The organism is Pseudomonas sp. MAFF 730105 (genome assembly GCF_055380705.1).
Map to the genome: position 1 here is coordinate 6,237,901 of NZ_AP018438.1, position 23,558 is coordinate 6,261,458.

Here is a 23,558-nt window from a genome sequence, read left to right on the forward strand (position 1 = left end):
AGATCCGATTCCTACTGCCCTTCCTCCAGGGTCTGAGGCAGAGGGACGTAATACTCTTTGAACAGTGCATCCACCGCTTCGCGGGCCTGATCGGTCACGAAACCGGCCTCCAGCACCAACACCTGGTATACCCCGCGCTTGATGGCCTGCTCACTCAAATGATTGGAGTTTTCCCGCGTGGTGCAAAGAAACCGCACCCAGGAGGTCAGGATGATCCAGGCATTGAGGGTCAGGGACTCGATCTGCACCCGGTCCATTTTCAGGATGCCGGCCGCGACGAAGCCCTCATAGATGGCAGTCCCGTGGATCAGGCAACGCTGGGAAAACCGGCGATAGCGAGCCGCGAGGTCCGGATCGCTGTCGAGCAGATGCTCCAGGTCCCGGTGCAGGAAGCGATAGCTCCACATCGCCGATAGCAGCTCCTGGAGATAGAAGCGCTTGTCCTCCACCGTGGCCGCCCGGCCCTGGGGTGGGCGCAGAAAACTGTCCACCAGGTTTTCGTATTCGCTGAACAGCACGGCGATGATCGCCTGCTTGTTAGGGAAGTGGTAGTAGAGGTTACCCGGGGACATGTCCATGTGGGCAGCAATGTGGTTGGTGCTGACACTGCGCTCGCCCTGTTGGTTGAACAGCTCGAGGCTGTTTTGCACGATGCGCTCGCTGGTTTTCATTCGTGTGACCATGGCTTGGGCTTTAATTCGACGAAAGCATTGCGGCATCTTACGACCTATCGCCCGGAGGACAAACCCATAGCCATCAAGGATGTCATTTGACTTTCTAGAGCATAAGCTCTAGAAAACACCCACAACTAATAAGAACTGGTGCCTGACGATGCCTGCCGACATTGCTTATCTGCACGACTCCCAACGGCAATTGGATGAGCTGCAGTCACTCTTCGAGGCACAGCGCCAGGCCTATGCCGTTCACCCGATGCCTTCAGCCGACCAGCGCCGGCAATCGCTCAAGTCCCTCCGGGAGACGCTGAGCAATGAACGACAGGCCCTGATCGACGCCATCAGCAAGGATTTCAGCCACCGCAGCGCCGACGAAACGTTGTTGGCCGAGCTGATGCCGAGCCTGCACGGCATCCATTACGCCAGCCGACACCTCAAGCGCTGGATGAAACCCTCCCGACGCAAGGTAGGCATGGCCTTCCAGCCGGCTTCGGCCAAGGTGATCTATCAGCCGCTGGGCGTGGTCGGGATCATCGTGCCTTGGAATTATCCCTTGTTCCTGGCCATCGGGCCGTTGGTCGGCGCGTTGTCGGCGGGCAATCGGGTGATGCTCAAGCTCAGCGAAGCCACACCTGCCACCGGGCAGTTGCTCAAGCAATTGCTGGCGCGGATCTTCCCCAGGACCTGGTGTGCGTGGTGCTCGGTGAAGCGGACGTCGGCGTAGCCTTTTCCAGATTGCCGTTCGATCACCTGTTGTTTACCGGCGCTACCAGTATCGGCAGGCACGTCATGCGGGCCGCCGCCGAAAACCTGACCCCCGTCACCCTCGAACTGGGTGGAAAGTCGCCCGCCATCGTGTCCACCGATGTGCCCCTGAGCGATGCCGCCGAGCGCATCGCCTTCGGCAAAATGCTGAATGCCGGGCAAACCTGTGTCGCGCCTGATTACGTGTTGGTGCCGCAAAACCGCGTCGGTGAATTCGTCGATGCCTATCGCGAGGCGGTTCGCAGGCTTTATCCGAGCCTGGCTGACAACCCGGACTACACCGCAATCATCAACGAACGACAACTGGCACGGCTAAACGGTTACATCAGCGACGCGACCGGCAAGGGCGGTTTGCTGATCGAGTTGTTCGACCAGGGCCAGGGACGCCGCATGCCCCACAGCCTGCTACTCAACGTCAACGACGACATGACCGTCATGCAGGACGAGATCTTCGGCCCGCTGCTGCCTATCGTGCCCTACAACGACCTGGACCAGGCGTTTGCCTACATCAATCAACGGCCTCGTCCGTTGGCGCTCTACTATTTCGGCTACAACAAGGCCGAACAGAACCGCGTACTCCACGAAACCCATTCCGGCGGCGTCTGCTTGAACGACACCTTGCTGCACGTTGCCCAGGACGACTTGCCGTTCGGTGGCATCGGTCCGTCGGGGATGGGGCATTATCACGGGCACGAAGGTTTCCTGACCTTCAGCAAAGCCAAGGGCGTGCTGAGCAAACAGCGCTTCAATGCCGCCAGACTGATTTATCCGCCCTATGGCAAACCGCTCCAGAAGTTGATTCAGAAGCTGTTTGTCCGTTAACCGGTGCCTGCGCGGGAAATAACAATAATGAACCCAAGCCTGACCGATACACCCGTGCTGTCACGGCGCGGACTGCTGAAATTCAGCCTCGGCGCCAGCGCATTCCTGAGCACCGTTGGGCTGGGGGCCAGCCTGAGCGGCTGTTCGCCAAGCCAAGCGGCCAAGGGCCTTGCCGTCCTGCGAGACAGCGACCTGCCGTTTTTACGCGCGCTCATTCCCGTGATGCTGGAGGGCGCCGTGACCGTTGAACAGCGCACCGCCACTGCTGACGCCACCCTTGTAAGCCTGGATAACGGCCTGGCGCACCTTTCCCCACCCATGCTCAAGCTCACTCGCCAACTGTTCGACGTCCTTACCCTGGGTATTACCCGCGGGCCGCTGACCGGCGTCTGGGGCTCGTGGGAAAACGCCAGCGCCGATGACATCCGCCAGTTTCTCGATCGCTGGGAAAACAGCTCGCTGAACCTCTTGCGCCAGGGCCACAGCTCATTGCTGCAAATGGTGATGATGGCGTGGTACAGCCGGGCCGAAGCTTGGACACATTGCGGGTATCCAGGGCCGCCCAACATTTGAAGCCCAGCCGAAATCCCTGTGGGAGCGAGCCTGCTGGCGAAGGCGGAGTGTCAGCCAACCTCAATGTTGCTGGTCCACCGCTTTCGCCAGCAGGCTCGCTCCCACAGGAGGTCCATTGCACATCCATAACAACAAGAGAGCCTGAACATGCCCGTACCCGATCCCTTCCGCGAGGGTCTTGCCCGCGGCTGGACCACCTACAACGCTGCGCGATTGACCCAGGACCTGACCCTGGAGGCTGATGTGGCAATCATCGGCAGCGGCGCGGGTGGCGGTACCACGGCAGAGATCCTCAGCACTGCCGGCTACAACGTGTTGCTGATCGAGGAAGGCCCGCTCAAGACCAGCAGCGACTTCAAGCTGCTCGAGGACCAGGCCTACACCAGCCTGTATCAGGAAGGCCTGGGGCGCATGAGCAAGGATGGCGCCATCACCATCCTCCAGGGCCGGGCCGTGGGTGGCACGACCTTGATCAACTGGACCTCGAGCTTCCGCACACCGGACCAGACCCTGGGTCACTGGGCGGCCGAGCACAACGTCAAAGGGCACAGTCCTGCCGAAATGGCGCCCTGGTTCGAACGGATGGAACAACGCCTGGGTGTGGCACCGTGGCTGATTCCACCGAATGCCAACAACGATGTCATCCGCAAAGGCTGTGAACGATTGGGCTATAGCTGGCACGTCATCCCACGCAACGTGCGCGGCTGCTGGAACCTGGGCTATTGCGGCATGGGCTGCCCGACCAACGCCAAGCAGTCGATGCTGGTCACCACCATCCCGACCTTGCTCGACAAGGGCGGCGCGCTGCTTTACCTGGCGCGGGCCGAGCGCCTGACCCTCAAGAACGATTCGGTCATCGACCTGCAATGCCTGGCCATGGACGAGCGCTGTGTGGCCCCCACCGGACGGCGCATTACCGTCAAGGCGCGCCACTACGTACTGGCCGGCGGCGGCATCAACAGCCCGGCATTGTTACTGCGCTCCGATGCACCAGACCCGCACGAACGCCTGGGCAAACGGACCTTTCTGCATCTGGTGAACATGTCGGCCGCGCAGTTCGAAGAGGTCATCAACCCGTTCTACGGCGCGCCACAGTCGATCTATTCGGATCACTTCCAATGGCAGGACGGCGCTACCGGCAAAATGTCCTACAAGCTCGAAGTACCACCCTTGCACCCAGCCCTCGCCGCCACGCTGCTGGGCGGCTTCGGCACACAGAACGCTGCTCACATGGCGCAACTGCCCCATACCCATGCCATGCTGGCGTTGCTGCGCGACGGCTTTCACCCGGACAGCCCGGGCGGCAGTGTCGAGTTACGCAGCGATGGCACCCCGGCGCTCGACTACCCTGTTTCACCCTACGCCTGGGACGGCTTGCGCCGCGCATTCCACAGCATGGCCGAGATCCAGTTCGCCGGCGGTGCCAAGGCAGTCATGCCGCTGCACAGCGATGCCCGCTACGTGAAAACCCTGGCCGAAGCCCGAACCCTGATCGACGGGCTGGACCTGGCCTTGTATCGCACACGCCTGGGCAGCGCCCATGTGATGGGCGGTTGCGCGATGGGCGAAACGCCGCAAACCGCCGTCGTCGACAGCCTCGGCCGCCATCATCAACTCAGCAACCTTTCGATCCACGACGGTTCGCTGTTCCCCACCAGCATCGGTGCCAACCCGCAATTGTCGGTGTATGGGCTGACGGCGAAACTGGCGACATTTCTGGCCGAACGTCTGAGAAACTCATGAATATCCAGATCATTCGCAGCGTCTATAGTGCTTTCTTATCCCACAGCCGACTTGGCCGACCGAGAAGGCTGCGATACCATCCGACTCCCCAACGGACTCCCGCCAGGACGACGCGATGAACCGAGTGTTGTACCCAGGTACCTTCGACCCTATTACCAAGGGCCATGGCGATCTGGTCGAACGCGCCGCGCGCCTGTTCGATCATGTGATCATCGCCGTTGCCGCCAGCCCGAAGAAAAACCCGCTGTTCCCGTTGGAACAACGCGTGGAGCTGGCCCGTGAAGTCACCAAGCATCTGCCCAACGTAGAAGTGGTCGGCTTCTCCACGCTGCTGGCGCACTTTGCCAAGGAACAGAACGCCAATGTGTTCCTGCGCGGTCTGCGAGCGGTTTCGGACTTCGAATACGAGTTCCAGCTGGCCAACATGAACCGCCAGTTGGCCCCGGACGTCGAAAGTCTTTTCCTGACGCCGTCGGAGCGCTACTCGTTCATCTCATCGACCCTGGTGCGTGAGATTGCGGCCCTGGGCGGCGACATCACCAAGTTCGTCCACCCGGCCGTGGCCGATGCGCTGACCCTGCGCTTCAAGAAATAATCCCGCTTGCTGCGAGCCACTTCGCGGCAGAGCGAGCGCAGTCCATCGCACCCGCGTGCACTGCGCTCGCCAATGCGGCACAATTGCGCATATTCGTTTTCAGATGCCCGGGCCCAACGCCTCGGCAGGAGCCTGCATGTCCCTGATCATCACCGACGACTGCATCAATTGCGACGTCTGCGAACCCGAATGCCCGAATGAAGCCATTTCACAAGGCGAAGAGATCTACGTCATCGACCCGAACCTGTGCACCCAGTGCGTCGGCCATTACGACGAGCCCCAGTGCCAGCAGGTCTGCCCGGTGGATTGCATTCCGCTGGACGAAGCCCATCCGGAAACCGAAGAACAGTTGATGGCGAAATATCGCAAGATCACTGGCAAGGCTTGAGCCAGAAGGTTTTGTAGCGCCAGCACCGACCTCATCGCGAGCAGGCGCGCTCCCATAGGGGATCTGCCGTGTTCATACCATGTGTGCCTGGTCCAAATCCCTTGTGGGAGCGAGCCTGCTCGCGATGAGGCCATCAGCACCACCACAACTCATTCCTGCTGCTCAAACCCCTCCCCAACACACCCCAGGCACCGCACAAAGGTGGCCTTCGCCGGGTCCACCACCAGCGCCTTCCCGGCATCACCGACCCCACCGCCCAGCGCGGTAAAGGGCAACGACACCACGAATGCCCCCGCACCGATCACGGTGGCGGCGAGCAGCAGCGGCCGGGCGATCAACAAGTCGCCGATCATGGCGAAGGCGGGCGGATTCTGGATGGTGTAGCGCGGATCGCCACTGCCGCTGTTCGCCAGGACGGGCAACCCCAGGGTCAGCAGCAGCGTTAGAACAACAGGTCGAAGCAGTCTCATGGGATCGATCCTTCGGCTGATCAGTATGACTACTGACTATAGACCGTAGGACGAATCAGCTTTGGCAACGCGGACACCAGACACTCGCACGCTGTCCCAGGCGAATTTCCCGCAAGCCCGTGCCGCAGACCTTACACAACTCACCACCCCGGCCGTACACGAACAGTTCCTGCTGGAAATACCCGGGCTGGCCATCGCCACCAATGAAATCCCGCAGCGTGGTACCGCCGCGCTCGATGGCATGGGTAAGGATGCGTTTGATCTCGACGGCCAGTTTCAGGTACCGGGCCCGGGAAATGCCACCGGCCGGCCGACGCGGGTCGATGCCGGCGGCAAACAGCGCTTCGGTCGCATAGATATTGCCCACGCCCACCACCACCGCGTTGTCCATGATGAACGGCTTGACCGCCATGGAGCGCCCACGGGAGAGCTGGAACAGGCGCTCACCGTCAAACAGATCGGTCAATGGCTCCGGTCCGAGGCGAACCAGCAATTCATGGTTGAGCGGGTCGAGGCTCCAGAGCATCGCGCCAAAGCGTCGCGGGTCGGTGTAGCGCAAGGCCAGGCCAGACTCCAGCTCGATGTCCACATGCTCGTGCCTGGCGGCAGGCATGCCCACCTCCACCAGCCGCAGGTTGCCGGACATGCCCAAGTGGCTGATCAAGGTGCCGACCTCGGCATTGATCAGCAGGTACTTGGCTCGCCGTTCCACCTGCACGATGCGCTGGCCCGAAAGCCGCACATCGAGGTCTTCCGGAATCGGCCAGCGCAGACGACGGTCGCGCACGATTACACGGCTGACCCGCTGCCCCTCAAGGTGTGGCGCGATTCCGCGGCGGGTGGTTTCGACTTCCGGCAGTTCTGGCATGAGGCTCTCGAGTCAGGCGAACCGGGCACTCAACGAGAGGCCAGGTCGCGGATTTCCTGTTTCTGGGTCTGGAAGTCGTATTCCGACAAACCGATGTAATCGAGCACCAGGGCACCGACGCAATCCCACTCATGGTCTTCGGCCTGATTGCCCAGCACCCGGTGAGACGCACAGATGTTCTCGGACATTTTCAGGATCGCCAACAGGTTCTTCAGCGGACTGTTGTTGCGTGAAGACTCGTCGCTGAAAACCGCCAGGGCGTTGTGGTGATTGGCGATGGCCTGGCTGACGTGATCCGGCAGGCGCCAGGATTTGGAGGTGTAGTAACCGACGACGGCGTGGTTGGTATTGAACACGCGGTTTTCCGTGTCCACCACCCGGCATTCGGCGCTCGCGTTGGCATAGGCCTCCTCGAGCACGCCCATGTAGTTGGGGAACTGCTTGAGCATCAGCGGCACGCCGCAATCATGGAACAGCCCCAAGGCATAGGCTTCGTCGCCATTCTCCAGGCCGACCCGCTTGGCCAGGGTCAGACAAGTCATGGCCACGTCCTGGGCCGTATCCCAGAAGCGGTTCAAGGTGACGATGGCATCGTCGTGCAACTCACCCTTGATCGACTGCGCGTTGATCAGATTGATGATCGAACGGCTGCCCAGCAGGTTCACCGCGCGCTGGATCGAGGTGATCTTGTTGCGCAGGCCGTAATACGGCGAGTTGACGATTTTCAGCAAGGCCCCCGAAAGCCCCGGGTCCTGGGAGATCAACTTGGCGATGGTCTCCAGGTCCGGATCGGGCATGTACTGCTCCATCTGCAGATCCACCATGATCTGCGGCTGGGGCGGCACACTGATGCCTTGCAGGGACTGTTGGATCTGTTCGGTGGAGAGCTCTTTGGACATGGGCACACACTCTGGGGCAGACAGGGATTCTAACCCTGAAAAACGGGTCCGACACACCGCCTGGGTAGATCGGCGAAACTTTCATGGAGACTCAGGCCTGAATCGGCAGCGACTCCATTGAGCTTGAACTGTTTTTTTGTGCCGACGATCCGGTGCCACATATCGACCTCCAGGCCCGCCGACCACCTCAACACGGTATACTCCCGCTCTTTTTTTCGGAGCGACGTCATGTCCCTGCCCAGCCTGCGCCTCAAAGCCAACGCCGACCGTCGCCTGCGCGCCGGCCACCTGTGGGTCTACAGTAACGAAATCGATGTGGGCGCCACGCCGCTGCATGGTTTCAAGGCCGGCGACCAGGCGATCCTCGAAGCCGCTGGTGGCAAGCCGCTGGGCATCGTCGCGATGAGCCCCAACAACCTGATCTGCGCCCGCCTGCTGTCCCGTGACGCGAAGCTGCCGCTGGACAAATCCCTGTTGGTCCATCGTCTCAACGTCGCGTTGTCCCTGCGTGAGCGGCTGTTCGACAAGCCGTTCTATCGCCTGGTCTATGGCGACTCCGACCTGTTGCCGGGCCTGGTGGTCGACCGCTTCGGCGACATCCTGGTGGTGCAGATCGCTTCCGCCACCATGGAAGCCCACAAGGATGACGTGATCGCAGCCCTGACCCAGGTGCTCAAGCCCAGCGGCATTCTGTTCAAGAACGATTCTGCGGCCCGCGACGCCGAAGGCCTGGAACGCTACGTCGACACCGTGTTCGGCCTGGTGCCGGAATGGGTTGCCCTGGAAGAGAACGGCGTGAAATTCGAAGCGCCAGTCATGGAAGGCCAGAAGACCGGCTGGTTCTACGATCACCGCATGAACCGCGCACGCCTGGCCCCCTACGCCAAGGGCAAGCGCGTACTGGACCTGTTCAGCTACATCGGCGGCTGGGGCGTACAAGCCGCGGCATTCGGCGCCAGCGAAGTCTTCTGCGTCGACGCCTCGGCCTTCGCCCTCGATGGTGTCGAACGCAACGCAGCGCTGAACGGCTTTGCCGAAAAACTGACCTGCATCGAAGGCGACGTGTTCGAAGCCCTGAAGGAACTCAAGGCCAGCGAAGAGCGTTTCGACGTGATCGTGGCCGACCCACCGGCCTTCATCAAGCGCAAGAAAGACCTCAAGAATGGTGAAGGCGCTTATCGTCGTCTCAATGAACAAGCCATGCGCCTGCTCACCAAGGACGGCATCCTGGTCAGCGCTTCGTGCTCGATGCACTTGCCTGAAGACGACCTGCAAAACATCCTGCTGACCAGTGCCCGTCACCTGGACCGCAATATTCAATTGCTTGAACGCGGCGGCCAGGGCCCGGACCATCCGGTTCACCCGGCCATCCCCGAAACCCGCTACATCAAGAGCATCACCTGCCGGCTGTTGCCTAACAGCTAAAGGATGGCCCCCGCCCCTCTGCGTCCTGCGCATCGGTAGCCAGCCAACACCCCAATCGCAGCTTCGGCTGCGATTGTTTTTTGTGTACGAAAAGTTACCGCTCATTGAAGTTAATAGCACCGCCTGCATTATTTGTAAGAAGACTCTCACATTATTACTGGAGCCTTCCTACTCAATCTCCTCTTGCCAAGCACTCATTAAAAACTATGATTGAACTGTCACTGCGCAAGTGACAACTATTAAAAACACAACACTTATTCAACGCAAAGGAGCTGCATCATGAAAGCAATCAATCTGGAAGCTGACAAAATCGCAAACCTGGCAGGCCTGATTGTTCCAAAGTGCCGCTAAGCCAGTAAACGCTTGAAGTAAACGATGGGCTGAGGAGTGCCGGCACCTCAGCCTCATCTGGACGTTTTGCCCCAGCGGAAACCATTTGCATGCATATAAATCCGTGCCTTTTCATTCTTGCGCGCCCGCCGCACCAAATTGTATGGAACTACGAGCGCCATACCCAGTTCGAACTCGACCAGCATTATTCGACACGACTGGCGCAACTTATCGCCAACCCGCTGCAATTCGACATCAACAACTCTATCGACGCCGACTTCCTGAAGGCGGACATACTTATCGAAACACCAAGAAGACCCAATGAGTGGCGCTGGGATGAGTTGTCCAGGATATTCCACATCGGTACAAAGAATATTCCTTGTGCACAGGTTCCCAGGAATGTGAATGAATGGGCGACCGAGTACCTGCAACATTGCAATGAAGTGCTGTCGTCACCGGCACCTCCCGCCCGGACAAGAACGTATTCCGCCGAACGGATCGTCCTGGCTCCCTGTGCGTTGATCGACATGCCGGACGTTTCACTGTCCCAGACCCTGGTCGGTCGAAGCACTTCCCGCTCATTCGACGAACGAGCCATCTCGATCGAACAGGTCGGCACGCTCTTGTACCTGAGCCTGGGCTACCTGAGCGAACGCCGGGGCGGCCAGGAGGCCACCTGTCCCGATGCGCTGGGGGCAAGACGCAGCAGCCCTTCGGGGGGCGGCCTGAATGCCTGCGAAGGTTACCTGTATGTGCGCAACGTGACGGGCCTGGCACCCGGCATCTACGCCTATCATCCGGACGCACATGCCTTGAGCCCGATCCGCCCCCTGCCCGATGAGCCCCTGGGGAATCTGTTGTGCGGTCAGCACTTCATCAATCCCCTGCCGTTCGGGCTGTTCCTCACGTCACGCTTCGACAAGCTCTGGTGGAAATACCCGCACTCTCGCGCCTACCGGATGGCTTTCGTCGAAACCGGTCATGTGTCCCAGACCTTCCTGATGGTTGCGACTGCGTTGGGCCTCGATACCTGGCTGACCGGCGCCTTGGCCGACCGTGAAGTCGAACACCTGCTCGACCTTGAAGGCACTTGCGAGCAACCGTTGTTTTTTGTCGGCTGCGGCCATGGCGACGGGCAGGTGCACTGCAAGGAATTGATGGCGTTGATCGACCGGCAGGAGATCGTGTCATGACCGGCTCAGTCTCCAGCCGGGCGCCTCATTACACATTGGGCGATTGGAATCACAAGGCCGCCGTGCGCACGGGTAAAGGCGACTATCGTCTGCCGGAGAACCTGGAACAGCAGCTCCGTAGTCGAGACTGGTTTCCGTCAGCCTTCATTCCTTATACCGAACATCCGTTGATCCAGGAGGCGGGCCGCTCCATTGCCCAGCGTCTTGCGGCCAACCACCTGGTGCATTTTCTCGACTACACCACACTGCTTGAACACCGGGTCGTCAATCGCGCCGTGGAAACCATCGTCCATGGCGAGTTGGCCTTGCCGATTCCCCAGCCGATGAAAACCGCCGCCCTGCAGCTCTATACCGATGAGGGCTACCACGCACTTTTTTCCAATGACGTGGCCGAACAGGTCGCAGCCCTCTACGGCATCAGCGACCGACCATCCCCCAGGCGTATCCAGCGCCTGCTGGGCCTGATCGATGCCGTCACCCCCGGGGATCGGCCTCTGGCGTGGTTTCTGCTGGGGTTCGTCTCCGAGACGATCATCGCCAAGGAATTACTAGCCATTACCCGCGACACCCTGGTCTGCACCGTATACCGGATGCTCAGGAGCCATCTCGAGGACGAGGCACGCCACAGCCGCTACTTCAGCGAAGTGTTCCAGTACCTGTGGTCCGCCCTGGATCCCACGCAACGCGACCTGGCCGCGAGCATGCTGCTGCAGATCATCGGCCTCTATTTCGAACCGGACCTGCCCTGGCTGAAGCGCAGCCTCGCCAGTGTCGGTTTCAACGAGCGGTCGGCCCTCCAGATCGTTGCCGATGTCCTGCTGCCGGACGCCCATGGCCGACGAGTACGCTCGGGAGCGGTGTCGACCTTCGCGGCCATGCGCAAGGCAGGGTTCTTCGACAACGAACACCACCGGCGGCTTTTCGCCCAGGCAGGGTTTATCGATGATTGAGCGCAAAGAACTTCCAGCCCCCCGTAAACCCGCCGCCGTCGGCTTATTGCTGACGATGACCTTGCTCGGCGTGTTCCCGATCGACGTTGTGTTGCCCTCGTTCCCGGCTTTGTCCGAACATTTCGGGCGTCCCTCGTCCGACATCGCCCTGTCGGTCAGCCTGTTCGCGATAGGTATCGCCCTTTCGCAACTGCTGGTCGGCCCGCTCTCCGACACCATGGGGCGAAAGAGCCTGCTGTTGATCGGGATCACCGTTTCAGCCATCGGCGCCACGGGCTGCGTACTCACCGACGACTACGGGGCCTTCCTGTTCTTCCGTGTCGTGCAGGCGCTGGGATGCGGTTGTTTCGTACTGTCCCAGGCACTGATCCAGGACCTGTTCAGCGGCCTGGAGCAGCAACGGCTGCGGATCTTCCTGGTCACTTGCGGCGGTATTTTCATCTCCGTTTCTCCCCTGGCCGGTACCGGGTTGCAGCACTGGATGGGGTGGCGCGGCAGCTTCGTGGTGTTTGTTGCCCTGGCAGCAGGTGTATTCGTGGGCGCCTGGCGTTTACTGAGCCGTACCGCGGTGAGTAGCCATGCCAGGCCCCTGGATTTCATCGGTGCCTATCGAACGGTATGCGGCGATTTCCGCTTCATGGCTTACTGGCTGACCTCGGCGTTGGCTTTTTCCTGTCACTTTTCATTCATCGTCATTTCGCCGCTGGTGTTCATCGACCAGCTACAGCTCTCGCCCGAGACATTTTCCCTGGCGCTGCTGGGCTACGGACTGGCCTACATCGGCGGCGGCGCGCTGGCGACGGTGCTGAGCAACCGGATCGACCCACAGACGCAGATCATCACCGGCCTGAGCCTGATCCTGCTAGCGGGCGTCTTGATGTTCGGGCTTTCCAGCCAACTCGGGTTGTCGGTCACCACCGTATTGCTGCCCATGATCGTCTGTACCGCCGGAACCACCATTGCCCGTGCGGCGGCCCACACCCGGGCCATGAACCTGTTTCCTGAGCAAGCCGGTACGTCCGCTTCGGCCGGCAGCGTGCTCATCTTCATCGTCGGCGGGCTGACCAGTGCCGCGATCAGCCTCACTCCGCTTGCCCTGCAAACCACCCTGGCGTTATGCCTGGTGCTGCTCAGCCTCCTGGGATTGGCTCTCAATGGCCTGATCCGGCATCGTCACCGGGGATTGTTGACCGGTTGAGCGCCGCCAGTCGTCATTCCGAGCGCGACATTGGCGTCCGATCAGCGCTTTGCGTCATTTCATCCTGGCGCCAGCGGTGTAGAATCGCGACATTCATCGCCATTCATCCCCCGGCGGGTTTATGAGCTCATGCTGAGGCGCGCAGCGATCCTGCACAGTCATCGGCCACTTCCGGACACACGGCCAACCCCGAGTGCTCCAGACGTCAATAGAAGCTCACTTTCCCCTTGATATCTGATTAGCCGCCCGGAGTGTTCCATGCCTGATTACCGCTCGAAAACATCCACCCACGGCCGCAACATGGCCGGCGCCCGCGCATTGTGGCGCGCCACGGGGATGAAGGATGACGACTTCAAGAAGCCGATCATCGCCGTTGCCAACTCCTTCACCCAGTTCGTACCCGGTCACGTCCACCTCAAGGACCTGGGCCAACTGGTTGCCCGCGAGATCGAACGCGCAGGCGGTGTTGCCAAGGAATTCAACACCATTGCCGTGGATGACGGCATCGCCATGGGCCACGACGGCATGCTTTATTCGCTGCCGAGCCGGGAGATCATCGCCGACTCCGTCGAATACATGGTCAACGCCCACTGCGCCGACGCTATCGTGTGCATCTCCAACTGCGACAAGATCACCCCCGGCATGCTCATGGCGGCCCTGCGCCTCAACATCCCGGTGATCTTCGTATCCGGCGGCCCGATGGAAGCCGGCAAGACAAAGCTCGCCAGCCACGGCCTGGACCTGGTGGATGCCATGGTCATCGCTGCCGACTCCAGCGCCTCTGACGAGAAGGTCGCCGAATACGAGCGCAGTGCTTGCCCGACCTGCGGCTCGTGCTCCGGCATGTTTACCGCCAACTCGATGAACTGCCTGACCGAAGCCCTGGGCCTGGCCCTGCCGGGCAACGGTTCGACCCTGGCCACCCACAGCGATCGCGAACAACTGTTCCTGCAGGCCGGGCGGACCATCGTCGAGCTGTGCAAGCGCTACTACGGCGAGAGCGACGAGTCGGTGTTGCCGCGCAACATCGCCAACTTCAAGGCGTTCGAAAATGCCATGACCCTGGACATCGCCATGGGCGGTTCCACCAATACCATCCTGCACCTGCTGGCCGCCGCCCAGGAGGCCGAGATCGATTTCGACCTGCGCGACATCGACCGCCTGTCCCGGAACGTGCCACAACTGTGCAAGGTTGCGCCGAATATCCAGAAGTACCACATGGAAGATGTGCACCGTGCCGGCGGGATCATCAGCATCCTCGGTTCCCTGGCCCGTGGCGGCCTGCTGCACACCGACCTGCCGACCGTGCACAGCAGGACCATGGCCGATGCCATCGCCAAGTGGGACATCACCCAGACCACCGACGAAGCCGTGCATCACTTCTTCAAAGCCGGCCCGGCGGGCATTCCGACGCAAACCGCGTTCAGCCAGTCGACTCGCTGGGAAACCCTGGACGACGACCGTGAAAATGGCTGCATCCGCAGCGTCGAACACGCCTATTCCAAGGAGGGCGGCCTGGCCGTGCTCTACGGCAACATCGCCCTGGACGGCTGCGTGGTGAAAACCGCGGGTGTCGACGAGTCGATCCACGTGTTCGAAGGCAACGCCAAGATCTTCGAAAGCCAGGACAGCGCCGTGCGCGGGATCCTTGCCGATGAAGTGAAGGCCGGCGATATCGTGATCATCCGTTACGAAGGTCCGAAAGGTGGTCCGGGCATGCAGGAAATGCTCTACCCCACCTCCTACCTCAAGTCCAAGGGCCTGGGCAAAGCCTGCGCCCTGCTGACTGACGGTCGTTTCTCCGGCGGCACCTCGGGCCTGTCCATCGGCCACGCTTCGCCTGAAGCGGCCGCTGGCGGCGCCATCGGCCTGGTGCGTGACGGCGACAAAGTGCTGATCGATATTCCGAACCGCTCGATCAACCTGTTGATCAGCGACGAAGAACTGGCCGCGCGTCGCGTCGAACAGGACAAGAAAGGTTGGAAGCCGGTGGAAGTGCGTCCACGTAAAGTGACCACCGCACTCAAGGCCTATGCCCTGCTCGCCACCAGCGCCGACAAGGGCGCGGTGCGCAACAAGGCGATGCTGGACGGGCTGTAAGCGTTTAGCGCCGCAATAAAAAAGCCCCGCAAGTGCGGGGCTTTTTTATTGCCTGTGGCAAATGGTGATCAACTGTGGGAGCGAGCCTGCTCGCGATGGCGGTGGATCAGCTGCATCGATGTGCCTGACACGCCGTTATCGCGAGCAGGCTCGCTCCCACAAGGGTTAGTGGGCTTACTGAATGTCCTCAGGCTTCACGATCACCCAGTTCTTGTCCGCCGTAACCGTCAGCCCTTCCTTGGCCTGGGCGGCAGCGTGCTTGGCCATCATGCCGTTGATCTGGGTCATGTACTTGTCCTTGCGGTTGACCCACAGGTGGATGCCGCCCTTGGCCACATCCACATCGTGGAACAGCATGTAGCCGTCGCTGCTCGGCGTATCGCCACCCACCAGGACCGGTTTCTTCCACTCATCGATGTACGTCAGGATCGCCGCATGCTTGCCGGCCATCCAGGTCGCCGGGGTCCACAGGTAAGGTGTGTATTCCAGGTCCAGGTTGGCCTTCTCGTCATACTTGCCGGCGGTGATCTGCTTGCGAGCGGTGGTCAGCTCGCCGGTCTTGCGATCCTTGAGCAGCGTGGTCACGCCGATGACGTTCTGTGGCTTGAGGTTGTAGCCGTATTTCGGATCGGCGGCGACCATGCGCACCAGCTCTTCCGACGCCGCGGTCATGACATAGACCTCGATGCCGTTTTCCATCAGTTTGTTGTACAGCTCGGCCTGGCCAGTGAAGACTTTCGGTGGGTTGACGTTGTATTTGACCACCTTGTCGCCATCGTAATACGTGGTCGGTACAGGCTTGCCGGACGCCATCAGCTCGTCGACGTAGCCCTTGAGTTCCTTGAGAGTGAAGCCGGAGAACACCTGGGCTACCCATGGGTAGCAGACCATGTCGTCCACTTCGCAGAGGCGGTAGTAGTAACTGAACAGGCTTTCCTTGTGATCAGCGGTGTCCTTGAACGGAATCAGCTTCAGGGAAGGATCCAGGCTTTCCCGGGTGATGAGGCCCTTGTTCTCCATGAACGGCAGCAACGACTCTTCCAGGTCATAGCGGTAACTGGTGTTGTCCATGTCGAACACCGCAAAGTTACCCTTGTTGGCGTTGGCCGCGATCATCGCCTCCAGCGCCTTGGCCTGTTCTGCAGGCCAGTGCTTGAGTTCGGTGGCAAGTGCCTGGCCGGCGAGACCAAGGCTCAAGGCAACAGCGAGAAAACGAGGTACGAGCTTCATCGGCATTTCTCCCAGGTTCAAAGAACCCGACGCTAACAAATGCTTGTGACAGTCCTCGCCTGTCCACGACCGCTTGCGTCTCGATAACGTCAGCGACGTGTCTGCAAACGCCACGTCCTTATTCCATAAACGACATTCAACATGCTTTTTTAATATTAATTCATTAGTTTTCAGGCTGTTAGGCTTCCCTGCTCGCAGTCGCAGCTTCAGGCGACTGGCAAGTCTTAACGGAGCTCTTTTTGATGAATCTGCCGCTGTTCCTCAATCTGCTGGTGTTCCTCGCCTTGCTGTTCGGCTTGGCGCAAACCCGTCACCGCAACTGGAGCCTGGCGAAAAAGGTGCTGCTGGCGCTGGTGCTCGGGGTGGGGTTCGGGATAGCCCTGCACACGGTCCATGGCGCCGGCAGCCCGGTGCTCAAAGCCTCCATCGGCTGGTTCGACCTGGTGGGCAACGGTTACGTACAGTTGCTGCAAATGATCGTGATCCCGCTGGTCTTCGCCTCGATTCTCAGCGCCGTGGCCCGGCTGCATAACGCCTCGTCCCTGGGCAAGATCAGCTTCCTGACCATCGGCACCCTGCTGTTCACCACCGCCATCGCGGCCCTGATCGGTATCGGTCTGACCAACCTGTTCGGTCTCACTGCCGAAGGCCTTGTGGCTGGCACCCAGGAATTGGCACGACTGCAAGTGATCCAGAGCGATTACGCCGGCAAGGTCGCCGACTTGAACGTCCCGCAATTGTTGCTCTCGTTCATTCCGCAGAATCCCTTCGCCGACCTGGCCCGGGCCAAGCCAACCTCGATCATCAGCGTGGTGATCTTCGCGGCATTCCTGGGTATCGCGGCACTGCAACTGCTCAAGGATGATGTCGAGAAAGGTCAGAAAGTGATCAATGCCATCGACACCCTGCAAAGTTGGGTCACACGCCTGGTGCGTCTGGTGATGAAGCTGACTCCGTATGGTGTGCTGGCGTTGATGACCAAGGTGGTGGCCGGCTCCAACCTGCAGGACATCATCAAGTTGGGCAGTTTCGTGGTGGTGTCCTACCTGGGCCTGGGCCTGATGTTCGTGGTCCACGGCCTGCTGGTGTCCGCTGCCGGGATCAACCCCCTGCGCTTCTTCCGCAAGATCTGGCCGGTGCTGACCTTTGCCTTCACCAGCCGCTCCAGCGCCGCGACCATCCCCCTGAGCATCGAAGCCCAGACCCGTCGCCTTGGCATTCCCCGAGCCATTGCCAGCTTCAGCGCATCATTCGGTGCCACCATCGGCCAGAACGGTTGCGCCGGCCTCTACCCCGCCATGCTCGCTGTGATGGTTGCGCCAACGGTGGGCATCAACCCGTTGGATCCGGTGTGGATCGCAACCCTGGTTGCCGTCGTGACCTTGAGCTCGGCCGGTGTGGCCGGCGTCGGTGGTGGTGCGACGTTCGCCGCGTTGATCGTGTTGCCGGCCATGGGCTTACCGGTTTCGCTGGTGGCGTTGCTGATTTCCGTCGAGCCTCTGATCGACATGGGCCGCACGGCATTGAACGTCAGCGGCTCGATCACCGCAGGGGCGATTACCAGCCAGGTGATGCAGCAGACCGACAAGGCGCTGCTGGATGCCGATGAGCATGGGGAGTTGGTACACGCTTGATGCCTGATGCCTGATACCTGTGGGAGCAAAGCTTGCTGGCGATGACGGTTATGCGGTTTGACCAATAAACCGCATCGCCTGAATCGCGGGCAAGCCTTGCTCCCACAACCAGCTCGGCACTTTGCTTGGAGCCTGAACTTTAAAGCTTCTCCCACACCTCAAAACTGTACGCCGGCTTATCCCCCTCTGCCGGGTTCGGCTGGTTCGAAACCAGTTCCCACCGGCTCGAATCAAACTCCGGAAACCACGCATCCCCTTCCGGGCTTAACGCCACGCGGGTCAGGTACAGCCGATCCGCCTGCTCCAGGGCCTGGGCATACAACTGGGCACCGCCGATCAACATCAGCTCATCGACGCCTTGCGCCAGCGCCCACGCCTCGGCCCGCTCCACCGCTGCCTCCAGCGAGGGGAAGACTTCCGCGCCTTCGAGCGTCAGGCCCGGCTGACGACTGACCACGATGTTCAAGCGCCCCGGCAGCGGTCGGCCGAGGGAGTCCCAGGTTTTGCGACCCATGATGATCGGCTTGCCCAGGGTGGTGGCCTTGAAATATTTGAAATCCCCCGGCAAGTGCCAGGGCATGCTGTTGTCGATGCCGATCACACGGTTTTCACCGAGGGCTGCGATCAGGCTTAAGGGGAGAGTTTTTTTCATAGTGCCGAGGATAGCAGAGGCTCAACGTACCCCGACAGGCGCTCCAGCGGTTATCCTCAACCCTCATTTGCGACGGAAGCGCCTGTGACTGCTCCCCTGACTGAACTGCAGACCCTCTGGCTGACCGAGACGGTACGCCTGCGTGAAGAACACGCAGGTCCGCTCCAAGACCAGGAAGCCAATCGCCAGGCCCGCGCGGCAGGCGGCGATCTCTCGACCCGCATTCACCATCGTGCCCACCGGTTGGCCGAGCGCGACGGTCTCACCAAAGCCCTGCGCCACTGGCTACAAGGGGCACGCCTGGCGCTGATCGTCTTGGCAGTCTTCGCCATCATCAGCGGCGCCGGCCTGGGGTTTGCCGCGCTTGGCGACGGTCGAACCCCCGTCAACGTATTCTGGGCCCTCGGCAGCCTGTTGGGGCTGAACCTGATCCTGCTCGTCGGCTGGGCGCTGGGCCTGATGTTCGCCGGAGACCAAGGCGCGGCCCTGGGACGCCTGTGGCTGTGGCTCAGCGAAAAACTCGCCCGCGATGCCAAGGCTGCCCAACTGGCGCCGGCCTTGCTGCTCTTGCTGCAACGACACAAGCTCAATCGCTGGGCCCTCGGCATGCTGGTCAACGGCCTGTGGCTGCTGGCGATGCTCAGTGCGCTGGTCATCGTACTGCTGCTGATGGCGACCCGACGCTATGGTTTTGTCTGGGAAACCACCATTCTCGGTGGCGAAACCTTCGTCACCCTGACCCGCACCCTTGGAGCCTTGCCGGCGCTGTTGGGTTTCAGTGTCCCGACCGTCGAGATGATCCGCGCCAGCGGTGATGGCGCCCTGAACATCGAAAGCGCCCGTCAGGCCTGGGCTGCGTGGCTGGTGGGCGTGGTGCTGGTGTATGGCGTGCTGCCGCGCCTGGGCCTGGCACTGCTGTGCCTGTGGCGTTGGCGCCGCGGCCGCGTCTCCCTGCGCCTGGATTTGAACCTGCCGGGCTACGCACAATTGCGCGAACACTTGATGCCCAGCAGTGAACGGCTGGGGATCAACGACGCCGCGCCCGGACAATTGCATCAGATTGAGCGCTCTGTCGGCACGATGGACAGCGCAGGGGCGCTGCTGGTGGCGATTGAACTGGACGAGCGGCCCTGGCCGCCGAAGCTGCCGGATTCAGTGAAAAACGCCGGCGTCCTCGACAGCCGCGAGTCACGTCACAAACTCCTCGAACAGCTGTCGCGTTTTCCTCCGGCGCGCCTGGCGATTGCCTGCGACCCACGGCGCTCTCCCGACCGCGGCAGCCTGGCGTTGATCGCCGAACTGGCCCGCAGCGCCAGTGCGACCCGTGTCTGGCTGTTGCAGGCGCCCCCCGGCGAGGCCCTGGACGCCGAGCGCCTGGGCGACTGGCACAACGCATTGCAACAGTTGCAGTTGCCCTTCGCCGACTGTGCGCCCCTGAACTGGCTGGAGACCGGCCATGACTGAGCCCATGAAACCGCTGAAGTTGGCCGTGGTCGGCCACACCAACGTCGGCAAGACCTCACTGCTGCGCACCCTGACCCGGGATGTCGGCTTTGGCGAAGTGTCCCATCGCCCGAGCACCACCCGGCACGTCGAGGGGGCGCGCCTGTCCGTGGACGGCGAAGCACTGCTGGAGCTGTACGACACGCCGGGCCTGGAGGACGCGATTGCCTTGCTCGATTACCTTGAGCGCCTGGAACGTCCCGGTGAACGCCTCGACGGCCCGGCGCGTCTGGCCCGTTTCCTGGAGGGCAGCGAGGCGCGACAACGTTTCGAGCAGGAAGCCAAGGTGCTGCGGCAACTGCTGGCCAGCGATGCCGGGCTCTATGTGATCGATGCCCGGGAGCCGGTGCTGGCGAAATACCGCGATGAACTGGAAGTCCTCGCCAGCTGCGGAAAACCGCTGCTGCCGGTGCTGAACTTCGTCAGCAGTACCCACCACCGCGAACCCGATTGGCGCGAGGCCCTGGCCCGGCTGGGGCTGCACGCCCTCGTGCGTTTCGACAGCGTGGCCCCGCCCGAAGATGGCGAGCGGCGCCTGTATGAAAGCCTTGCGCTGTTGTTGGAAAACGCTCGCGGCCAGCTGGAACGGTTGATCGCCGACCAGCAATCCCAACGTCTGGCTCGCCAGCAGAGCGCGGCGCGCTTGATCGCCGAGTTGCTGATCGATTGCGCCGCCTGCCGACGCAGCGTGACCAGCGACACCGAACTGGAGCGCCAGGCCATCAGCGAGCTGCGTCATGCGGTGCGCCAACGGGAACAGCGCTGCGTCGAGGCGCTGCTCAAGCTCTACGCCTTCCGTCCCCAGGACGCCGCGGCCAGTGACCTACCGCTGCTCGATGGACGCTGGGGCGATGACTTGTTCAACCCGGCCACCCTCAAGCAACTGGGCGTACGGGTCGGCGGCGGAATCGCCGCCGGTGCTGCCGCCGGTGCCGGTGTGGATTTGCTGGTGGGCGGCCTGACCCTCGGCGCCGCCGCCCTGGCCGGCGCCATTGTCGGCGGCGCCCTGCAAACCGCCCGCGGCTATGGCAACCGGTTGATGGGCAAGCTGAAGGGGCAGCGGGAACTGACTGTGGACGACAGCGTGCTGCGCCTGCTGGCCCTGCGCCAACGGCAACTGCTGCAAGCGCTGAACCAACGCGGCCATGCGGCGCTGGACAGCATCAGGATCGACACGTCCCAGGACAAGAGCTGGCGCGAAGGCAAACTGCCCGAAGCCTTGAACAAGGCCCGGGCGTATCCGCAGTGGTCATCGCTCAATGCCCATCCAAGGTTGAGCGAGGCCGAGCGGCAGGAGCAGATCGAGCAGCTTGCCGCGCAGTTATAGGCGATCCGGTCCCTGTGGCGAGGGGATTTATCCCCGCTGGGGTGCGAAGCGCCCCCAAAAGGATTGAGGCGGTCTACCTGACGCACCGCGGTGCCAGTTTTTAGGGGGGCTGCGCACCCCAGCGGGGCGGTGCGACGGTTCGCTAAATCCCCTCGCCACAAAAAGCGGTTGTGTCAGGTAGGGATTCTGCCATCGAGCAAGATTTCGAGCGCCGCCGCGGCCTCAGCCAATTCCAACTCGCTGAACACCCGCACCCCGTGACGCTTGAGCAACGCCGCCGTCACGCCTTCACCAGGGACCTTCACGCCGCCGAACGTCCCATCATAAGTCAGCAGATTGCCGCAGGAGGGGCTGTTGGCCTTGAGCACGGCGATCCGGATACCGTGTTCACGCACCAGCTCCAGGGCCTGGTACGCACCCGACAGGAACTGCGCACTCACATCCTCACCCTCGGTGGTCATCACCGCCGCCTGGCCATCGAGCACCTGTGCGCCCTGCCCGCCGGGAATTTCCGCCGCCGCCCGAGGCGTGGGCAAGCCCTCCGCGACTTCCGGGCACAGCGGCACGACACGGCCCTCATCGACCCACGACTGAAGTTGTTCGAACGGCCCGCTCGCACCTGCGTCGTAACGCACGCGGTGTCCGAGCAGGCAACGACTGACCAGGATCTTTTCCATACTCAGAACAACTCGTTGCCACGACGTCGGAACCAGCCGGTCAAGGACAGGCGATCCCGCGTGGCCGGCAGGACTTCATGGGGGATGTTCCCCGACAGGAATACCACCAGGCAGCCGCCAGTGGGCACCACGTCCTGCTCCCTCCCTTCATCCAGGTACATGCGCAACTGGCCGCCATGCTCCGGCAACCAGGCGTCATTGAGGTAGAGCACCGCGGACACCATACGCCGGTCATCATCGCGAAAGCGATCGACGTGCTTGAGGTAGAACGCGCCGGGCGGGTACAGGGCGAAGTGGCTTTCGAAATCCTCAAGGCCCAGGAAGAGCCCACGGTTCAGCGCCTCGCGCAGGCTGTCCATCAGCTTCAGGTAACGGTCGCAGGCCTCGGCCTGGCCGGGTTCGATCCACTGGATGCGATCACCCCGTATGCCTTCGCGGATCTCCGAAGACAAGCCGCGCCCGACCGCAGCCGGGGCCAGTTCGCCTTCGGCGGCACGCTGGCGACACTCGGCCGCCAGGGCACGGGTCAGCGCATCCGGCAGGAAGATGTTCTGCTGCGACCAGCCGCGCTCGGCCAGGTCGTCGACGATACGTAACAGCAACGGGTGATCAGAAGGTATTTGCATGGCGCGCATAGTATGCCTGTACCTGCAAAACCGACAGCGCCACGCAGCGGGTTTGCGGCGCCAGGTGGCACCGCAGTACGAACTTGATACGAATTCTCGACAAGTCCCCACACCCCACGGAGAATAGTCGGCTGCTGACAGGAGTCCCTATGCGCCGTTTGCTTTTCTCACTGTTGATGTTCTGCGTTTTGCCCGCCTGGGCAGACAGCTACGACCAGTTGTACAAGGTCGCCGGCTGGCCGGAACAGCGGGCGCATTTCAACGATGCCTTGAGCGCCGCGCAGCAGCGTTACCAGAATAGCCTGCCGCCGGCGGTGTTCCAGGCCCTGGTGAACAACAGCAATCAGCGTTTCGCCCCCCAGGCCATGGACCAGCGGGCCGAGGCGCAGATGCGCAGGAATCTTCGTGATCCGAACCCGGCCCTGACGTTCTTCCAGTCGCCGCTGGGACGCAAGGTCGTGGCCGCCGAGCTGTTGGCGACCCGTCGCGACCAATTGGCAAAGAACGCCAAGGGCCTGCCCAAGATGCAGGCCAGCGATAACCGCCTGCTGATCATCGGCCACCTGGCCCAGGCCCTGCCCGCCCGCGAGGCTGGCGCCGAAGTCAGCCTGGCCATCGCTGGCGTGGCGGCCGACAGCCTCAGCTCGATGATCCCCGGCCTGCTGGGCGGTGGCCAGGCCCAGGGCATGCTGAACGGCCAGCGCCAGCGGCTGATGGATCAGATCGGCGCCGACCTGAACAACACCCTGCTGTACGTCTACCGTGACCTGACCGATACCGAGCTGGAGGAGTTTTCCACGTTTGCCGAATCGGCCGAGGGCCAAGCCTATTACCAGGCGGCCCTGGCGGCGATCCGAGCGGGGTTGGCGGTGGGGCAGAACCTCGGGCAGTAGACACTTCAGCGCCTGAGATTCCG

21 protein-coding genes and 1 pseudogene are annotated in these 23,558 nt (G+C 61.8%); 14 read left to right on the top strand and 8 right to left on the bottom strand.

Annotation, left to right across the window (positions count from 1 at the left end; genetic code table 11):
• Nucleotides 1–11 precede the first annotated feature (11 nt).
• The gene (locus PCOSP_RS27515) at nt 12–683 is read right to left on the bottom strand and encodes a TetR/AcrR family transcriptional regulator (protein WP_024780447.1); all 672 of its coding nucleotides are present in this window, start codon (nt 681–683) and stop codon (nt 12–14) included.
• Between the two features lie 247 nt (nt 684–930).
• On the opposite strand from PCOSP_RS27515, the pseudogene PCOSP_RS27520 reads away from it, so the two are divergent.
• From PCOSP_RS27520 to PCOSP_RS27540, 5 genes and pseudogenes are all read left to right on the top strand, one after another.
• Nucleotides 931–2,261 (top strand): annotated as a pseudogene (locus PCOSP_RS27520) (coniferyl aldehyde dehydrogenase).
• Nucleotides 2,262–2,288: 27 nt separating this feature from the next.
• The gene (locus PCOSP_RS27525) at nt 2,289–2,834 is read left to right on the top strand and encodes a twin-arginine translocation pathway signal protein (RefSeq protein ID WP_464709898.1); all 546 of its coding nucleotides are present in this window, start codon (nt 2,289–2,291) and stop codon (nt 2,832–2,834) included.
• A 147-nt stretch (nt 2,835–2,981) separates the two neighbouring features.
• Nucleotides 2,982–4,577 (top strand): GMC family oxidoreductase, encoded by a 1,596-nt coding sequence (locus PCOSP_RS27530; protein ID WP_464709899.1) that lies wholly within the window; start codon nt 2,982–2,984, stop codon nt 4,575–4,577.
• Nucleotides 4,578–4,692: 115 nt separating this feature from the next.
• Entirely contained in the window at nt 4,693–5,172 is a 480-nt protein-coding gene (gene coaD / locus PCOSP_RS27535; protein ID WP_040071510.1) for a pantetheine-phosphate adenylyltransferase, read from the top strand.
• A 136-nt stretch (nt 5,173–5,308) separates the two neighbouring features.
• Nucleotides 5,309–5,560: a YfhL family 4Fe-4S dicluster ferredoxin gene (locus tag PCOSP_RS27540; RefSeq protein ID WP_003206534.1), complete on the top strand. Its 252-nt coding sequence runs from the start codon at nt 5,309–5,311 to the stop codon at nt 5,558–5,560.
• Between the two features lie 149 nt (nt 5,561–5,709).
• Here the strand turns inward: PCOSP_RS27540 and PCOSP_RS27545 are convergent, their stop codons facing one another.
• The 3 genes from PCOSP_RS27545 to PCOSP_RS27555 are packed head-to-tail and all read right to left on the bottom strand — an operon-like array spanning nt 5,710 to nt 7,743.
• Nucleotides 5,710–6,030, bottom strand: coding sequence for a hypothetical protein (locus tag PCOSP_RS27545; protein ID WP_047702469.1), 321 nt, complete (start codon nt 6,028–6,030; stop codon nt 5,710–5,712).
• Between the two features lie 55 nt (nt 6,031–6,085).
• Nucleotides 6,086–6,898: a bifunctional DNA-formamidopyrimidine glycosylase/DNA-(apurinic or apyrimidinic site) lyase gene (mutM, locus tag PCOSP_RS27550; RefSeq protein ID WP_139640921.1), complete on the bottom strand. Its 813-nt coding sequence runs from the start codon at nt 6,896–6,898 to the stop codon at nt 6,086–6,088.
• Between the two features lie 29 nt (nt 6,899–6,927).
• Complete coding sequence (locus PCOSP_RS27555; RefSeq protein ID WP_175362818.1) at nt 6,928–7,743, bottom strand: HDOD domain-containing protein; 816 nt, start codon at nt 7,741–7,743, stop codon at nt 6,928–6,930.
• A gap of 282 nt (nt 7,744–8,025) precedes the next feature.
• Between PCOSP_RS27555 and PCOSP_RS27560 the strand changes: the two genes are divergently transcribed.
• The 5 genes from PCOSP_RS27560 to ilvD all read left to right on the top strand — a co-directional run bounded on the left by PCOSP_RS27560 (nt 8,026) and on the right by ilvD (nt 14,993).
• A complete protein-coding gene (locus tag PCOSP_RS27560; RefSeq protein WP_139640925.1) occupies nt 8,026–9,222 on the top strand; it encodes a class I SAM-dependent rRNA methyltransferase in 1,197 nt (398 codons plus the stop codon).
• A 440-nt stretch (nt 9,223–9,662) separates the two neighbouring features.
• Nucleotides 9,663–10,745: a SagB family peptide dehydrogenase gene (locus PCOSP_RS27565; protein WP_464709900.1), complete on the top strand. Its 1,083-nt coding sequence runs from the start codon at nt 9,663–9,665 to the stop codon at nt 10,743–10,745.
• Nucleotides 10,742–11,695 carry a diiron oxygenase gene (locus PCOSP_RS27570; RefSeq protein WP_464709901.1) on the top strand — a complete coding sequence of 318 codons (954 nt, stop codon included), beginning with the start codon at nt 10,742–10,744 and terminating at the stop codon, nt 11,693–11,695. The genes PCOSP_RS27565 and PCOSP_RS27570 overlap by 4 nt, the downstream gene beginning before the upstream one ends.
• Nucleotides 11,688–12,893: an MFS transporter gene (locus tag PCOSP_RS27575; RefSeq protein WP_464709903.1), complete on the top strand. Its 1,206-nt coding sequence runs from the start codon at nt 11,688–11,690 to the stop codon at nt 12,891–12,893. Before PCOSP_RS27570 ends, PCOSP_RS27575 begins: the two co-directional genes overlap by 8 nt.
• 258 nt (nt 12,894–13,151) lie before the next feature.
• On the top strand, nt 13,152–14,993 hold the full coding sequence (ilvD, locus tag PCOSP_RS27580; protein WP_464709904.1) for a dihydroxy-acid dehydratase: 1,842 nt from the start codon (nt 13,152–13,154) through the stop codon (nt 14,991–14,993).
• 174 nt (nt 14,994–15,167) lie between these two features.
• Here ilvD and PCOSP_RS27585 read toward each other — a convergent pair whose 3' ends face one another.
• Nucleotides 15,168–16,223: an HAD family hydrolase gene (locus PCOSP_RS27585; protein WP_464709905.1), complete on the bottom strand. Its 1,056-nt coding sequence runs from the start codon at nt 16,221–16,223 to the stop codon at nt 15,168–15,170.
• A 242-nt stretch (nt 16,224–16,465) separates the two neighbouring features.
• Between PCOSP_RS27585 and PCOSP_RS27590 the strand changes: the two genes are divergently transcribed.
• Complete coding sequence (locus PCOSP_RS27590; RefSeq protein ID WP_175385255.1) at nt 16,466–17,857, top strand: L-cystine transporter; 1,392 nt, start codon at nt 16,466–16,468, stop codon at nt 17,855–17,857.
• A gap of 139 nt (nt 17,858–17,996) precedes the next feature.
• On the opposite strand, the gene PCOSP_RS27595 is transcribed toward PCOSP_RS27590, so the two are convergent.
• Nucleotides 17,997–18,509 carry a dihydrofolate reductase gene (locus PCOSP_RS27595; protein WP_464709906.1) on the bottom strand — a complete coding sequence of 171 codons (513 nt, stop codon included), beginning with the start codon at nt 18,507–18,509 and terminating at the stop codon, nt 17,997–17,999.
• A 96-nt stretch (nt 18,510–18,605) separates the two neighbouring features.
• On the opposite strand from PCOSP_RS27595, the gene PCOSP_RS27600 reads away from it, so the two are divergent.
• Together PCOSP_RS27600 and PCOSP_RS27605 are read left to right on the top strand one after the other, a co-directional pair.
• On the top strand, nt 18,606–19,973 hold the full coding sequence (locus PCOSP_RS27600) for a DUF2868 domain-containing protein (protein ID WP_464712005.1): 1,368 nt from the start codon (nt 18,606–18,608) through the stop codon (nt 19,971–19,973).
• A complete protein-coding gene (locus PCOSP_RS27605) occupies nt 19,966–21,339 on the top strand; it encodes a GTPase/DUF3482 domain-containing protein (protein ID WP_464709908.1) in 1,374 nt (457 codons plus the stop codon). Before PCOSP_RS27600 ends, PCOSP_RS27605 begins: the two co-directional genes overlap by 8 nt.
• A gap of 173 nt (nt 21,340–21,512) precedes the next feature.
• On the opposite strand, the gene PCOSP_RS27610 is transcribed toward PCOSP_RS27605, so the two are convergent.
• Together PCOSP_RS27610 and PCOSP_RS27615 are read right to left on the bottom strand one after the other, a co-directional pair.
• Nucleotides 21,513–22,016, bottom strand: a complete 504-nt coding sequence (locus PCOSP_RS27610; RefSeq protein WP_464709909.1) for a 2-thiouracil desulfurase family protein — start codon at nt 22,014–22,016, stop codon at nt 21,513–21,515.
• A gap of 2 nt (nt 22,017–22,018) precedes the next feature.
• A complete protein-coding gene (locus tag PCOSP_RS27615; protein ID WP_139640948.1) occupies nt 22,019–22,651 on the bottom strand; it encodes a 2OG-Fe(II) oxygenase in 633 nt (210 codons plus the stop codon).
• Between the two features lie 140 nt (nt 22,652–22,791).
• Here PCOSP_RS27615 and PCOSP_RS27620 point away from each other — a divergent pair, with 140 nt between their 5' ends.
• Entirely contained in the window at nt 22,792–23,535 is a 744-nt protein-coding gene (locus PCOSP_RS27620) for a DUF2059 domain-containing protein (RefSeq protein WP_024780467.1), read from the top strand.
• Nucleotides 23,536–23,558 lie beyond the last annotated feature (23 nt).

What these genes read in the sequence shown, in the direction of transcription:
- PCOSP_RS27590 (WP_175385255.1), top strand. Translation starts at nt 16,466, where the DNA reads ATGAATCTGCCGCTGTTCCTCAATCTGCTGGTGTTCCTCGCCTTGCTG.
- PCOSP_RS27595 (WP_464709906.1), bottom strand. Translation starts at nt 18,509, where the DNA reads ATGAAAAAAACTCTCCCCTTAAGCCTGATCGCAGCCCTCGGTGAAAAC.
- PCOSP_RS27565 (WP_464709900.1), top strand. Translation starts at nt 9,663, where the DNA reads ATGCATATAAATCCGTGCCTTTTCATTCTTGCGCGCCCGCCGCACCAA.
- PCOSP_RS27605 (WP_464709908.1), top strand. Translation starts at nt 19,966, where the DNA reads ATGACTGAGCCCATGAAACCGCTGAAGTTGGCCGTGGTCGGCCACACC.
- coaD (WP_040071510.1), top strand. Translation starts at nt 4,693, where the DNA reads ATGAACCGAGTGTTGTACCCAGGTACCTTCGACCCTATTACCAAGGGC.
- PCOSP_RS27545 (WP_047702469.1), bottom strand. Translation starts at nt 6,030, where the DNA reads ATGAGACTGCTTCGACCTGTTGTTCTAACGCTGCTGCTGACCCTGGGG.
- PCOSP_RS27540 (WP_003206534.1), top strand. Translation starts at nt 5,309, where the DNA reads ATGTCCCTGATCATCACCGACGACTGCATCAATTGCGACGTCTGCGAA.
- PCOSP_RS27575 (WP_464709903.1), top strand. Translation starts at nt 11,688, where the DNA reads ATGATTGAGCGCAAAGAACTTCCAGCCCCCCGTAAACCCGCCGCCGTC.
- PCOSP_RS27530 (WP_464709899.1), top strand. Translation starts at nt 2,982, where the DNA reads ATGCCCGTACCCGATCCCTTCCGCGAGGGTCTTGCCCGCGGCTGGACC.
- PCOSP_RS27620 (WP_024780467.1), top strand. Translation starts at nt 22,792, where the DNA reads ATGCGCCGTTTGCTTTTCTCACTGTTGATGTTCTGCGTTTTGCCCGCC.
- PCOSP_RS27585 (WP_464709905.1), bottom strand. Translation starts at nt 16,223, where the DNA reads ATGAAGCTCGTACCTCGTTTTCTCGCTGTTGCCTTGAGCCTTGGTCTC.
- PCOSP_RS27610 (WP_464709909.1), bottom strand. Translation starts at nt 22,016, where the DNA reads ATGGAAAAGATCCTGGTCAGTCGTTGCCTGCTCGGACACCGCGTGCGT.
- PCOSP_RS27525 (WP_464709898.1), top strand. Translation starts at nt 2,289, where the DNA reads ATGAACCCAAGCCTGACCGATACACCCGTGCTGTCACGGCGCGGACTG.
- ilvD (WP_464709904.1), top strand. Translation starts at nt 13,152, where the DNA reads ATGCCTGATTACCGCTCGAAAACATCCACCCACGGCCGCAACATGGCC.
- PCOSP_RS27560 (WP_139640925.1), top strand. Translation starts at nt 8,026, where the DNA reads ATGTCCCTGCCCAGCCTGCGCCTCAAAGCCAACGCCGACCGTCGCCTG.
- PCOSP_RS27570 (WP_464709901.1), top strand. Translation starts at nt 10,742, where the DNA reads ATGACCGGCTCAGTCTCCAGCCGGGCGCCTCATTACACATTGGGCGAT.
- PCOSP_RS27615 (WP_139640948.1), bottom strand. Translation starts at nt 22,651, where the DNA reads ATGCGCGCCATGCAAATACCTTCTGATCACCCGTTGCTGTTACGTATC.
- PCOSP_RS27515 (WP_024780447.1), bottom strand. Translation starts at nt 683, where the DNA reads ATGGTCACACGAATGAAAACCAGCGAGCGCATCGTGCAAAACAGCCTC.
- mutM (WP_139640921.1), bottom strand. Translation starts at nt 6,898, where the DNA reads ATGCCAGAACTGCCGGAAGTCGAAACCACCCGCCGCGGAATCGCGCCA.